This window comes from Vreelandella indica (genome assembly GCF_037070225.1).
Lineage (GTDB): Bacteria > Pseudomonadota > Gammaproteobacteria > Pseudomonadales > Halomonadaceae > Vreelandella > Vreelandella arctica.
Genome location: NZ_JBANSO010000004.1, coordinates 144,937 through 159,540 on the forward strand (window position 1 = coordinate 144,937; position 14,604 = coordinate 159,540).

The 14,604-nt window shown below is 53.6% G+C and carries 11 protein-coding genes; all 11 read right to left on the reverse strand.

The genetic code is table 11. The features are described 5' to 3' along the window. Positions 1-19: 19 nt before the first annotated feature. Complete coding sequence (flhA, locus tag V8L71_RS04225; RefSeq protein WP_336273266.1) at positions 20-2,107, reverse strand: flagellar biosynthesis protein FlhA; 2,088 nt, start codon at positions 2,105-2,107, stop codon at positions 20-22. Further along, positions 2,104-3,270 (reverse strand): flagellar biosynthesis protein FlhB, encoded by a 1,167-nt coding sequence (gene flhB, locus V8L71_RS04230; protein ID WP_336273267.1) that lies wholly within the window; start codon positions 3,268-3,270, stop codon positions 2,104-2,106. Before flhB ends, flhA begins: the two co-directional genes overlap by 4 nt. Positions 3,271-3,374: 104 nt before the next feature. Next, complete coding sequence (gene cheZ, locus V8L71_RS04235) at positions 3,375-4,070, reverse strand: protein phosphatase CheZ (RefSeq protein ID WP_101145817.1); 696 nt, start codon at positions 4,068-4,070, stop codon at positions 3,375-3,377. A gap of 42 nt (positions 4,071-4,112) precedes the next feature. Further along, a complete protein-coding gene (gene cheY, locus V8L71_RS04240) occupies positions 4,113-4,502 on the reverse strand; it encodes a chemotaxis response regulator CheY (protein WP_009097747.1) in 390 nt (129 codons plus the stop codon). Between the two features lie 70 nt (positions 4,503-4,572). Continuing rightward, the gene (locus tag V8L71_RS04245; protein WP_336273268.1) at positions 4,573-6,264 is read right to left on the reverse strand and encodes a methyl-accepting chemotaxis protein; all 1,692 of its coding nucleotides are present in this window, start codon (positions 6,262-6,264) and stop codon (positions 4,573-4,575) included. A gap of 44 nt (positions 6,265-6,308) precedes the next feature. Next, positions 6,309-7,370, reverse strand: a complete 1,062-nt coding sequence (locus V8L71_RS04250; protein ID WP_336273269.1) for a protein-glutamate methylesterase/protein-glutamine glutaminase — start codon at positions 7,368-7,370, stop codon at positions 6,309-6,311. 91 nt (positions 7,371-7,461) lie between these two features. Beyond that, positions 7,462-8,334, reverse strand: coding sequence for a CheR family methyltransferase (locus V8L71_RS04255; protein ID WP_336273270.1), 873 nt, complete (start codon positions 8,332-8,334; stop codon positions 7,462-7,464). Further along, positions 8,331-10,502 (reverse strand): methyl-accepting chemotaxis protein, encoded by a 2,172-nt coding sequence (locus V8L71_RS04260; RefSeq protein WP_336273271.1) that lies wholly within the window; start codon positions 10,500-10,502, stop codon positions 8,331-8,333. Before V8L71_RS04260 ends, V8L71_RS04255 begins: the two co-directional genes overlap by 4 nt. Positions 10,503-10,560: 58 nt before the next feature. Beyond that, complete coding sequence (locus V8L71_RS04265) at positions 10,561-11,850, reverse strand: methyl-accepting chemotaxis protein (protein ID WP_336273294.1); 1,290 nt, start codon at positions 11,848-11,850, stop codon at positions 10,561-10,563. Between the two features lie 119 nt (positions 11,851-11,969). Then, entirely contained in the window at positions 11,970-12,467 is a 498-nt protein-coding gene (gene cheW / locus V8L71_RS04270) for a chemotaxis protein CheW (RefSeq protein WP_101145822.1), read from the reverse strand. Further along, complete coding sequence (cheA, locus tag V8L71_RS04275) at positions 12,464-14,557, reverse strand: chemotaxis protein CheA (RefSeq protein ID WP_101145823.1); 2,094 nt, start codon at positions 14,555-14,557, stop codon at positions 12,464-12,466. The genes cheW and cheA overlap by 4 nt, the downstream gene beginning before the upstream one ends. Positions 14,558-14,604 lie beyond the last annotated feature (47 nt).

Here is a 14,604-nt window from a genome sequence, read left to right on the forward strand (position 1 = left end):
CTACCACGGCATGCGATTATCAACGCCCGCCTACCAGCGTGGTCACTCTTAATGTGCGGTCATCGGGGATCTCAGCCTGGGACAGCACCGACATATGGCGCAAGCGACGGCGTAAAAAGCGCGATAGCACTGCTCGCAACGAGTGCTGCACCACCAGCACCGGCGGCTCGCCTGAACTTTCATGCCGCTCCAAGGCCTGTTGCGCCTGGGTCATTAGGGTCTCTGCCAATCCGGGCTCCATCGCACCGTTCCCGTTCATGGCCTGCACCAGTACCTGTTCCAACTGGGCATCCAGCCCCAGGACATTAAGCGTCTCCTGCCCGGCAAACCACTGTTGGACAATTGCACGCCCGAGGGAGACGCGTACCAGTGCCGTCAGCTCGTTAGGATCTTTTTGCTGCGCGGCATACTCTGCCAACGTATCGAGTATCGTCCGCATGTCGCGAATCGAGACATCTTCATCAAGCAGATTTTGCAAAATGCGCTGTAGTACCGTCAATGAAATGGCTTTAGGAATGACCTCTTCGACCAGCGCCTTTTGATCCTCGCCCATTTTATCCAGTAGCTTCTGCACCTCCTGACGGCCCAGCATCTCAGGCGAATGACGGTGCAGTAGATGGTTCAAGTGAGTCGCGATCACCGTGCTGGCATCCACCACGGTGTAGCCGTAGACCTGAGCATGTTCACGCTGATTGCTGTCGATCCAGACAGCGGGCAAACCAAAGGCCGGGTCTTGGGTGGGAGTGCCCTGCAACTCACCAGACACCTGCCCAGGATTGATCGCCAACCATTTACCCGGCTGCGCCTCGGCACGGCCAATTTCGGCGCCTTTCATGGAAAGCACATAGGCGTTGGGCGGCAGCTCCAGGTTGTCGCGAATATGCACGACTGGCGGTAGAAAGCCGACTTCTTGAGCAAACTTTTTACGCACGCTCTTAATCCGCCCAAGCAGCTCGCCTTTTTGACGCGAATCGACCAGCGGTATTAAGCGATGCCCCACTTCGAGCCCAAGAGTATCGACCAGCTGCACATCTTCCCAACTCGCTTCGGGGGTCTCTTGGACAGGCACCGGCTCCGTGGCAATCTCGTTTTTAACCAGCGCCTGTTCTTTTTGGCGCGTAATAAACCACGCCAAACCCGCTAGCAGCGCCGTAAAGAATAGAAATACAAAATTGGGCATGCCGGGCACCATGCCCAGCAGCCCCATTACAACGGCGGCCAGAATCAGTACCTGGGGATTCACGAATAGTTGGCTGAGCATTTGCTGGCCAATGTCTTCATTCGTGTCGGTACTTACCCGAGATACCGTGACACCCGCTGCGGTCGAGATCACCAGGGCGGGGATTTGTGCCACTAGACCATCACCAATCGCCAGCAGCATGTAAGTCTGGCCAGCAGCGCCAAAGCTCATATCATGCTGCAGCATACCAATCAGCAGCCCGCCGATGATATTGACCACCATGATCACCAGGCCGGCGATGGCATCACCACGGACAAACTTACTTGCGCCGTCCATCGAACCAAAAAAGTCAGCCTCTTGAGCGACTTCAGCGCGACGCTTTTTGGCGTCATCTTCACCGATTAAGCCAGCGTTAAGGTCGGCATCGATAGCCATCTGCTTGCCGGGCATCGCATCCAGCGTAAAGCGCGCACCGACTTCGGCAATACGGCCAGCACCTTTGGTAATGACCATAAAGTTGATGATGACCAGGATCAGGAAGACCACCAGGCCAACAGCGAAATTACCGCCAACCAAGAACGCCCCAAACGCTTCTATTACCTTACCGGCGGACGCACCACCTTGGTGGCCTTCCATTAGTACGACGCGCGTGGAAGCGACGTTAAGCGATAGGCGCAGCAACGTCGTGAATAGCAACACAGCGGGAAACGCCGCAAAATCCAGCGGCTTCTGCGTAAACATGCTGACCATCAACACCATAATGGCCAGCGCAATATTGAAGGTGAAAAGTAAATCGAGCGCGAAAGGGGGCAAGGGCACAATCATCATGCCCAAAATCATCAGGATGAGCAGCGGCCCGACCAGCAGCTTCATGCGCACATCGCCCATCCAATCGCGCTTACCTATTAGCTGACTCAAGCCTTTCATGGTTGCGCCTCATTACCACCGGCGCTACGCCCGGGGTTTTCCATTTCCGGGGGAACCGGCAGGTTATCAGGAGTTGGGGGCACCTCGCCCCCTTGTTGAGCGACTTGCTTAAGACGGTAGGCCCAGGCCATGACTTCGGCCACCGCGGTATATAAGTCAGCGGGCACCTCCGCATCTAGGTCTACGTGATGATACAAGGCGCGCGCCAATGGCGCTGCCTGCAGCCGTGGTACACCAGCCTCTTCACCAATTTCACGAATGCGCGCAGCTACCGCATCGGCACCTTTTGCCACCAGCCGTGGCGCGCCCATGCTGCCTTCCTGGTAAACCAGTGCGATCGCATAGTGAGTAGGATTGGTAATGATCACGTCCGCCTGGGGTACTTTGCTCATCATCCGCCCGCGCGCCATAGCCTGCTGTTGCTGGCGAATGCGTGCTTTTACGTGCGGGTCACCTTCCGACTCTTTGTGCTCGCGCTTAACCTCTTCCTGGCTCATGCGCAGCTTCTTGGCATTGTCCCAAAGCTGGAACGGGACATCGATCAAAATGACCACGATTAACACCAGCACCATCAGCCCAGCCGCCTGAGCCGCCATGCTTAGAGCGTTGGTAAGCGCTTGCTGGATAGGTTGATCCATTAGCGCCATAAATTTGCCGATGTTGTAATACAAAAACGTTGCGGCGACGCCCCCTACCAGAACCGACTTAGCGATAGCTTTAGCCAACTCAATCAGCGCCTGGGTTGACAATATGCGTTTTACGCCCTTAATTGGGTTTAGTTTGGAAAACTTGGGCTGCATCGATTTCCCCGATATCAGCCAGCCTCCCATCAGGCCTGGGGCCACTAACGCGATAATCACTAACAACAAAAACAGCGGTATCATGGCGAATAGCGTGCGCTGTCCAAGATCCAGCGCATTGACCAGCATCGGCGTGCTTTCCATTGCTTGGCGACGTTCAAACAGGAAGGCCTGCTCCATCACTGCACCTAACTGGTCATAGAGCATACCGCCCATGCTATAGAGACCAATCACGCCACCCAACAGAAGTAAGAAAGTGTTTAACTCGCGGGAACGGGCAACTTGACCCTCTTCGCGGGCTTTTTCTTGCCGCCGAGGGGTGGCCTCTTCGGTCTTTTCCTGGTCGCTATCATTATCTGCCATGCGGTCATCCGGCCAGGTAAGGCGAAGCTTATCACGTATTCAGCCGTCCATAGGGACGGCTGAATGGCGTACTTGCATGCCCGTAGGGCGTTTAATAGCGCGCTTTAAAAGCCTAGCTCATCCAATAAGTCGTCAACTTGATCCTGCCCAGTGACGATATCAGGTGCATTGTCCCTTACTTGCGGCCCATTCAAAAGCTCTTCGTTACGCCGTGCATTGTCGCTTTTCCACTGATCCTCGACCTTGCGCTGCATCGTTTCTCGTGCATGGGCGCCCGGCGCGTTTTCGATCAGCACCTGTACCAGCTGATGTTCGATCTCTTGGATCACGTCCATCATCTTCTTAATCACCTGGCCGGTCAGGTCTTGGAAGTCCTGGGCCATCATAATTTCCATCAACTCTTTGTTGGTCGCTGAGGCCATATCGGGCACGTCACTAAGATAAGTCCGTGTCTCAATGACCAACGCTTTGGCCTCATCCAGCTCTTTGGGGGCTTCAAACCACTCGGCCCAGCGTTTATCCAAGGCGCTGGCACGGTCCGACAACTGATCCTGGAGCGGCTGCGCACGATCAATGGCATTGAGCGAGCGGTCTGCTGCCTGTTCTGTCATGGTAGCGACATAGTGCAAGCGGTCACGCGCATCCGGAATGGCTTCTGCCGCTTTCTCAATCTCTTTATCCAGCCCCAGCTCACGCATATTTTCGCGCAGCATGCGCGTTAATTTGCCAATGCGGTGAATTAGGTCTTCAGCGGCGTCTTCAGACAGCTGGGCAGAACCGGGCTGCTCATTCTGACTCATTATGTGGTCTCCTCGTTAACCAGGCACGCAGGCCTAGCCGCTTTATTTACCCATTTTGTCGAAGATTTTATTGAGCTTCTCTTCAAGGGTAGCGGCAGTGAACGGCTTGACGACATAGCCGTTAGCGCCCGCCTGAGCGGCCGCAATGATATTTTCTTTTTTTGCTTCAGCGGTCACCATCAACACAGGAAGTCCCTTCAAGGCCTCATCCTGGCGGATCTCCTTAAGCATCTCTAAACCATCCAAATTCGGCATATTCCAATCGGAAACGACGAATTCAAAGTTGCCTGCACGCAGCTTATTGAGCGCGTCTTGACCATCTTCTGCTTCATCCACATTGGTGAAGCCCAGTTCCTTAAGCAGGCTACGCACGATCCGACGCATGGTAGGAAAGTCATCTACAACCAGGAAACTCATATTCTTATCTGCCATCGGTCATCCTCTCGTCAATACATGGCACATGGGGTGACTGGTAAGTACAGTCAGGGGTTAAAACGCTTCCTTAAAATTCTTCCCACTCTTCGTGGTCACTGCGCTGCGCGGCAGGCCGACGGGCTGGCTGGTCGGCTCTGGCGGCAGGCATTGTCTGAGAGGTCGAAGTCGCTGACGGTAGCGATTGATGCGCCGCCGCCTGCATACCCAACAGTTTGAAGACTGCAACGGCCTGCTCTAAGCGATTGGCCTGCTCTTCCAACGAAGCCGCAGCAGCAGACGCTTCTTGCACCAGCGCAGCGTTTTGTTGAGTGACTTGATCCATCTGGCCAACGGCTTGGCTGACCTGTTCAATGCCGTCGCTCTGCTCTTGGGAAGCGGCAGAAATTTCATCCATGATATCGGTGACCCGGCGTACCGCGGTGACGACATCAGACATCGTGGTACCGGCCTGTTCGACCAGGGTGGAACCCTGCTGAATCTGCGTTACCGAGGCATCAATCAGGGTTTTAATCTCTTTGGCCGCATCGGCACTGCGGCTGGCCAAATTACGCACTTCCCCCGCCACGACCGCAAAACCACGACCTTGCTCACCGGCACGCGCCGCTTCTACCGACGCATTGAGAGCCAAAATATTGGTTTGAAAAGCAATCGAATCTATAACGCTGGTGATATCGGCGACTTTTTTCGAGCTGGTAGAGATGCCGTGCATGGTCTGCACGACCTGAGCGACCACGTCACCACCGCGCTCAGCGGTGGTGGAGGCGTCTGCCGCTAATGTGCTGGCCTGACGGGCGTTGTCGGCGTTCTGTTTTACCGTCGCGGTCATCTCTTCCATGCTGGCGGCAGTTTCTTGAATCGACGCGGCCTGCTGTTCAGTGCGCGAGGAGAGATCAGCGTTGCCGCTGGCGATTTCACGGGTGCCGTGGTGAATTTCGTTACTGCCTTCGCGTACGCGCACCACGATGTCATTGAGGTTGCCCTGCATCCGCTGCAGAGCGGTATAAAGCTGACCAGTTTCATTTTTACTGCCAGGCGGAATCGGCGTGGTGAGATCTGCATCGGCAATGGTGTTGAGGGTGCTTACTGCTTGATTTAATGGACGTACCACAACACTGCGCAAACCCAGGTAAATCAGCAGAACCAGTAATAGAGTGAACGCCAGGATGGCCCACTCAACAATACTGTAGAAAGCATTAATCTCGTCCAAATCTTGCTGGAGAGCATCACCCCGCCCTGAGGCATAGCGCATAAATTCGGTGAGTGCTGCCTCCTGTTCGGCGGCAATAGGCGCCATCTGCTGACGCAACGCGTTAAACCCGGTGGTATCCATCTGATCTAGCGCGTCGGCCTGCTGGCGAGTTAGATCAATAACCGCGATAAAAGCTGTATCGATTTCCGCACCCTGTTGAGCACCTGCCTCAGTGCGCGGCACCGCTGCGAAGTTATTAAAGCGCTCTTCTGCACGATTGACCTGATCCCGGGCGGATTCAATGCGAGCCGTCGCTTGGCGGCTACGCCCCAACATAAATTCGTTGGCGGCGATTTCCAGGTCGACCAGCGCACCGCTCCATAGCGCGTCAGCACGGTTAATCTCGTTCAGCTGCTCTACATTTATGCGTTCAAGTGTCGACAGCGTACGATTGGTCGCTTGCTCGGCTAAAAAACTCATCGCCACATTGGCGACCATCGCCAATACAAAAAAGAGCAACGCGGCAATGACCGCAGTATTGACACTTAAATTACGTAACATTTGGGTCATACGATTTCCTTTTATCCCTGTCAAACAGCTGACTTTTGTTGTCGTTATACCCGCTGCGCACGGCCTGAGGCTGCGATTAGCGCCATCATGCGCGTGGGAATGTCGTCTAACGCCACCACTTCCACCGCGCCACCCACCGCAATGGCTTCACGGGGCATACCGAAAACCACGCAGGTTTGCTCATTCTGGGCAATGGTCGGCGCGCCTGCTTGGCGCATCTCAAGCAGCCCCGCCGCGCCGTCTTTGCCCATGCCGGTTAGAATCACCCCAATGGAATTTTTGCCAGCGTGCTGTGCCGCCGAATGAAACAGCACATCGACCGATGGCCGATGGCGGTTTACCGGTGGGCCGTTGTCTAACCGCACCACGTAGTTAGCGCCGCTGCGCGCCAATTTAAGGTGCTGGTCGCCTGGGGCAATGTAGGCGTGCCCTGGTAAAACCCGCTCGCCATCGGTTGCCTCTTTTACGGTAATCCGGCACAGCCGGTCTAAGCGCTCGGCAAATGATCGGGTAAAGCCGCCAGGCATATGCTGAGTAATCAAAATAGCGGGGGCGTTAGCTGGCAAGGGTTCAAGCACTGATCGAATCGCTTCGGTGCCACCGGTCGATGCACCAATAATAATCAGCTTCTCGCTGGTGACTAACGGGGCCTTTAAGGCCACAGGTGGTGGGGCATTTTTATGCCGCGCCTGGCGAGGTCGTGAGCGCGCCGCAGCACGCAGTTTTTCGGCGATCTCGTCGGCGTACTCCATCATGCCGTTGCGAATACCCAGGCTTGGCTTAGCGACAAAATCAAGCGCACCAAGCTCAAGCGCGCGCAAGGTAATTTCCGAACCGCTTTGGGTCAGCGACGACACCATGAGCACCGGCATAGGCCGCAGACGCATTAAGCGTTCGAGAAAATCCAGTCCGTCCATGCGTGGCATTTCGACGTCTAAGGTCAACACATCAGGATTGTGCTGCTTGATCAAATCCCTGGCGGCAATAGGGTCAGGCGCTACCGCAACGACTTCCATATCAGGCTGGGAATTAATAATCTCCGTTAATAAATCGCGAATTAGCGCCGAATCATCGACACACAGTACTTTGATCTTGGCTGCGCTCAAAGCACGCCTCCTCTTGCTGTAGACGCCTGATGTGTGATTGCAACCGCTGGAGCCACAGCGCCTGAAGCGATCATAAAGACACGACAATTGTTCATTTTTTTGCCAGGGTATAGACGGTCTGGCCGCGTAGTTTGAAAGCATCGCTGATATAAGAGAAGTTTTCTGAGTGACCGGCAAACAGCAACCCATCAGGCTTCATCAGTGGCGCAAATCGCTTGAGTATTTTTGATTGAGTATCTTTATCAAAATAAATCATGATGTTCCGGCAGAACACCGCATCAAAAAGGCCCTTAATTGGCCATTGCGGCGCCAGCAGGTTAAGTGGCTGAAACTCGACGAGGGCCGATACTTCAGGCCGGATCCGTGCAAAGCCCGCATGGTTACCGGTTCCTTTCTGGAAAAAACGCTTTACCCGCGCTTCATCAAGCTTGCGCACCTGTTCTAGCGGATATACGCCTGCGCGGGCTCTGGCCAACGCATCCGTATCGATATCGGTGGCAATCACTTTGGCTTGTGACGCTTTAGCGCCTAACGTTTCCAAAAGTGTCATGGCTAGTGAGTAGGGCTCCTCACCAGTGGAGGCTGCCGAACACCAGATTGTGACCGGGTCTTGCTTATTTTTTACATGCTCAGCGAGCAGCGGAAAATGGTGCGCTTCACGAAAAAAAGCCGTGAGATTGGTCGTCAGGGCGTTGGTGAACGCCTCCCACTCCTTAGCCTCAGGCTGGCGCTCCAGGCGCTGCAGATAATCGGTAAAGCGTGTCAGACCGTGGTGGCGCAGCCGCTTGGCTAGGCGGCTATAGACCATTTCACGCTTATGTTCTGCCAGCACAATCCCGGCACGCTGATAAATCAGCTCACGAATACGCTTAAAATCCGCATCAGTGAGTATCAGATCTCGCTCGATCTGATTATTGGATGCCCACTGACCAGCATCTACAACCCCTTCACGTTGTTCGGTCAAAACGCTTCCCACTCCTCTACTGAGGCTGCTTGCCGTTTAACGGGCGAATTAGGCGACGTTGCACTAGGCGGCTGAGCGGCTAGTGCGCTGGGCATCTTCGCGACGGGGTTGGTTGCTGTTAGCACAGGCGGACGTAAAGCGCCGTTGCTATTTAAGCGAAATGCTTCCACTGATAGCGCTAATAGTCCCGCCTGTTTCTCTAAGGAAACAGCCGCGCGGGCCGTCTCTTGAACACGCAAGGCATTACGCTGTGTCGCTTGATCCATTTCTGCCACCGCCTGGTTGACCTGCGTAATCCCATTACTCTGCTCTTCAGAAGCGGCCGAAATCTCATGCATAATTTGAGTCACGCTACGTGCAGCTTCTGCCACTTCGCCGATCGCCTCTTCAGCTTTGGTTACCAAACTGGAACCGGCGCTAACCTCGCGATTAGAGCCATCAATCAAGCCACGAATTTCTTGAGCAGCACCTGCACTGCGGCCCGCCAGATTACGCACCTCTTCGGCGACCACCGCAAAACCGCGCCCATGCTCGCCAGCACGTGCCGCCTCTACCGACGCATTCAGCGCCAGAATATTGGTCTGAAAAGCTATTGAGTCGATCACATTGATGATATCGGCCATCTGCTGGGAGCTTTGGGTAATCCGCTGCATATTGTCGACCAGCTGTGCCATTAGCTCGCCAGTATTTGTTACCTGGATAGCATTGTTATCGGCTAAGCGGCGGGCTTCTTGAGCATTTTCGCTGTTTTGCCGCACAGTAGAGGTCATTTCTTCCATGCTGGAAGCCGTCTGCTGCAGAGAGGCCGCTTGCTGCTCAGTGCGCGCCGATAGCTCTTCATTACCAATGGCAATGTCCCGGGCAGCAGGAGTGACAACATCAATACCCCCTTTGACGTCGGCGATGATGCTGCTGAGGCTCTTGCGCATGGTGTTGAGCGAGTCCATTAACTGGCCCACTTCGTCACGCCTCGGCGGTGGTACTTTTGTCGCCAAATTTCCGCCTGCAATTTGCAGCGTAAAACGCGCTGCACTTTTTAAGGGACGAGTAATCGAACGCAGCGTCAACACGCCAATCAAAATGAGCAACAATAAACCAACGCCAAGCACGATGGTTTGCGCACCGAGCATGGTGGCTTGCCCTTGCTGGGCGTCAACGGCCATGGATTCCGCTGCTTGTTGTTTCTGGGCAATCAGTTGATTAACCATTCCTGACAAGTCGCGACCATCGCTGTTCATCACGTTGATGACTGCATCTAATCCGGTAAAGGCTTGATAGGTTTCTTCCGCTTGCAAAACACTGGCAGCTTGGCCCATACCATTGTCTAAAAATGCCTGTAACTGCTGATCAAACTCACCGGCGAGTTCGGTTTTATTGACGTCTCGAGAGTAGTATTCCTGCCATACGGCGGCGACTTCTGCAGTGCTCTCTTCAATACTTTCGCCCATTTCAAAACGCTGATTGATGAGATCCATACGTTCCGGCTCAATCATCGCTTGCCGGGTTTGGGCGATGGTTTGATCAATTTGCTGCAAGCGAACGACGTCGCGCAGACCGTCATTATTTAGTTGCGCCAAGCGCTCGCCGGAGGCATTTAAGCCATACAGCCCCAAGCCGCCACTAATGAGCAGCAGCAGCCCAGCCACAACAATCATGCCTGCCAATCTTGCCCGAATGGTATCGAGTCGCACTCGTGCCAGACGGCTGAACACACCTTTCTGACGTAGACGACCTTTATCCAAATAGAGCCGTTTATTGCGCCCTTCTCGTAGGTCAGCGTAAGCCCGCTCCGCTTGCTCTATGGCCTCCCGTGCGGCTTGAACACGTACCGAGGTGTAACCCACCACTTGTTCATCTTCGATAATCGGTGTCACGCTGGCATCCACCCAGTAGTGGTCACCATTTTTGCAGCGGTTTTTAACCAGCCCGCGCCACGTTTCTCCCGTTTGCACGGTTTGCCAGAGGTTTTCAAAGGCTGCTGGCGGCATATCGGGGTGACGTATCAGGTTGTGCGGCGCACCTATCAGCTCTGTGTGATCAAAACCACTAATATCGATAAACGCGGGGTTGGCATAGGTAATACGCCCTTTGGTATCGGTACGTGAGACTAAGAAATCATCTTCTTTTAACTCGATTTCACGCTGAGAGACTGGCTGGTTATTCCGCATGATCTACCTTTTTAGTGTTTTATTGTTCATTAAGAGCGTGCCTGCCCTACCAGACACATTAAAACGATGTCCACTCTTCGTTGTGTTCGGCTGATTGTTGGTGACTCGCTAGGGACGAGCGCGCTACTGCAGCCAGGGCTGGCGTAGGCATAGCAGAAGAAGAGTGATGGTTTGATGTTTCAGTGACACGGAAGCGCTCCACTGCTTCACGTAAACGAGCCGCTTCACTTTCCAGCTCATTGGCACTTCGCGCCGCCTGCTGAACCAGTTGGGCATTTTGCTGCACCACCTGGTCCATTTGTGCAACAGCTTGATTCACTTGGCTAATACCGCTGCTTTGCTGTGCAGAAGCGGCGGCAATATCATCCATAATGTCACTAACGCGCTGAACAGCCGCCACTAGATCTTGCATCGTTTGCCCGGCTTGATTGACGCGCTGGGTGCCGGTATCGACTTTATTGAGCGAGGCTTCAATCAGCGTACGGATCTCTTTTGAAGCAGCGGCACTGCGGCTGGCCAGGCTACGCACTTCCTGTGCGACCACCGCGAACCCCTTACCATGTTCGCCAGCACGAGCAGCCTCTACTGAGGCATTCAGCGCCAAAATATTGGTCTGAAACGCAATATTATCGATAACCGTTATGATATCCGACACTTGGTGTGAGCTAGCGCTGATCTCTTGCATGGTATCAACGATTTGCCCGACTTCTTCACCGCTACGTCGTGCAGTTAACGTCGCGCTACCGGCCAGTTGGCTGGCTTGGCGAGCATTCTCAGCATTGTGGCCTACCGTAGAGGCTAACTGCTCCATGCTAGAGGCGGTTTCTACTAACGAAGATGCCTGCTGCTCTGTGCGTGAAGAGAGGTCGTTATTACCACTGGCAATTTGCTGGGAGCGCTCATAAATCGATGTGCCGCTAGTGCGCACAGTGCCTACCGTATGGGAGAGAGAGCCCTGCATGTGCGCCATCGCACTGTAGAGGCGCCCAATTTCATTATTACCCGGCGAGGTAATACGTTGGCTTAAATCACCCTGCGCCATGCGCTCAAAATGACCCACCAAGCGATCTAACGGGCGCAACACGTTAGCGGTTACTCCCCAGATCACCACGATGACTGTAATCACCGTCATCGCTACGATGCCAATTAACGTCCAACGTATCGTGGTAGCAAATGCACTGAAGGCGGCTTGCTGGGTCTGCACATCGTTCGATGCTTGCACGATTGCCGCGCCATGGTGCAATGCATAAAGGCCGATACCACTGGCAACTAAGACGAGTACTGATAGGGTCGCAAGCACTAAGCCCCAACTTAAACGCACCGTCATATTATTCATTAATTGCCGCATTTGCTGTGTCACGCCCTTTTCTCCACGCACAACCTGCGCTCTCGGTGCTTTCCATAGCGCGAGAGTGCATCATTAGGTAGAACGTAACCGGCATGTCCCTTATGCCTTGTTGTTTAGGTTTAGTGACTGCTGGTGCTGTCGACTAGCGCCATCTCTTCGCTGGTCAGCAGCTTGTCGATATCGACCAATACCAACATGCGATCATCTAGGCTACCTAAGCCACTCAGGAAATCAGACGAGAGCGTAACGCCAAATTCCGGTGCGGGCTTGATCTGATCGGGCGTCAGCGTCATTACGTCCGAAACGCCATCGACCACGATGCCGACCACGCGGTCTGCGACATTGACGACGATGACCACCGTCTGGCCGCCGTACTCGACGTTTTCAAGATGAAATTTAATACGTAGGTCGACAATCGGCACAATCACGCCGCGCAGATTGGTGACCCCTTTGATAAAATCAGGCGCATTGGCGATCCGAGTCACGTTTTCGTACCCACGGATTTCCTGCACTTTCAAAATATCAATGGCGTACTCTTCATCACCCAATGAAAACACGAGAAATTCGCGGTTTTCGGCTTCTGCGGCTAATACCGCCCCACTGTTGGCTTGACTCATAACGGCTCAGCCTCCTTGAAAAATGAAAAGTTTTGATTGTTCACTACTTTTTTGCCTGCTTCTTTTTTGTACCGGCTTAAGCGATGTAAACCGGTAATATCCAGAATTAACGCAACACTGCCATCGCCTAAAATGGTAGCGGCCGAGATCCCCGGCACTTTGCGGTAATTGTCTTCCAAATTCTTAACCACGACCTGCTGCTGCCCAATCAATTCATCCACCAGCATGGCGTAACGACGGCCTTCGCCCTGCACAATAACGGCAATGCTTTTGGTGGGATCGGTAATGGCGTTCTCAACATCCAGCACTTCGTGAATAGCGATAACGGGCAGGTACTCATCGCGCACTTTGATGACCACATCGTCGCCAGCCATGGCGTACATATCGTCTTTAGAGGGCTGAAGCGACTCAAGCACGGTTGACAGCGGCAGTATGAACGTTTCACCGCCGACTTTAATCGACATACCGTCCAGAATCGCCAACGTCAGCGGCAATACGATGCGCGTATTGGTCCCCTCACCTAGCTTCGACTGAATTTCGACGCGACCGCCCATGCTTTGAATGTTGCGCTTAACGACATCCATACCCACACCACGGCCGGAAACGTCGGTGACCTCTTTGGCGGTAGAAAAACCAGGGGCGAAGATAAGCTGAAAAACCTCTTCGTCAGACATGGAGTCAGAGACGTTAATGCCATTTTCACGGGCTTTAGCAAGCAGACGGTCACGATCCATACCGGCACCGTCATCGCGCACTTCAATCAAAATATTACCGCCTTGATGGCGCGCCGATAGCGTTAATTTACCTACACGCGGTTTGCCAATCGCTTCACGTACATCAGGCATTTCAACGCCATGATCAAGGCTATTGCGCACCAGGTGGGTTAATGGATCGGTGATCCGCTCCACCAGGCTCTTATCCAATTCGGTAGACTTGCCTTCGGTAACCAGCTCAATCTCTTTACCTAGCTTCCCGGCGGTGTCGCGCACTACGCGTGGAAAGCGACTGAAGACAAACTCCATGGGGATCATACGAATCGACATGACCGCCTCTTGGAGGTCACGCGCATTGCGTTGAAGCAGGCTCATGCCATTTTGCAATGAGCTATTACCCACTGACTGATCTTCTAAATCACTAACCGTTTGATCAAGCATCGACTGGGTGATGATCAGCTCACCCACCAAGTTGATAATTTGATCGACTTTATCCACAGAGACGCGGATTGAAGATGACTCGGCGGCGGCTTTTTTAGGTTTCTCTTTGGTCGCTGCTTTTGTCGGGCTCGCCTTTGAGGCTGTTTTTTCCGCAGGCGCTTGCGGCACAGGAGCCGAAGCTTCTGGCTCAGAGGTTGCTGGCGCGGAGTTTGATGACTCAGCAGCAACGCCCTCGACAGCCGTAATCTCAATCTGATCTGGCTCGATAATAAAGCACATGACCGCTTCAATATCGTCTGCACTGTCGCTACTTTTAAGGATGACTTCGTAGCGCTTTGCGTCGCCGGATTGGGACTGCACTTCGCCAAGCTGCTCTAACTCTTCAACCAGCAAAATGCGGTCTTTATCGACAACATTCAGCAGTGCCACTAACAGAAGTCCGTTTGCGCCTTGCTCTTCGCTACTGCTTGCTTCTGCGCTGTTTTCGCTGGTAACAGGTGAAGCCTTGGGCTCAGCCGCTGGAATAGCGGGTCCATCTAACTGTTGCCCAATTTCATCCAGGGCAATCTGTTGTAGCGTTTGGCAAATGCGCTCAAATGCCTCTTGGTTTGGCTCCTCTTCGCTACGGTAGGCATCGAGTTGCTCATGCATGATGTCTTTAGCCTCTAAAAAGGTATCCACGAGGTCGGCGCGCAGCGTTAGCTCACCTTTACGTGCGTAATCGAGAAGGTTTTCCAAAATATGCGTGGTTTTCTGTAACACGACAAAACCAAAGGTCCCAGCTCCCCCTTTGATCGAGTGGGCGGCACGGAAAATAGCATTGAGCTGTTCACTGTCTGGATCATCAACATCCAGCTCCAACAAATGCTGTTCCATATCCGACAGCAGCTCTTCTGCCTCTTCAAAAAAGGTGTCAAAAAAATCCGCTATATCCATTCACCGCTCCACCCTTAACGTCGCTTTTATGAAAGGCTCTGACAGGC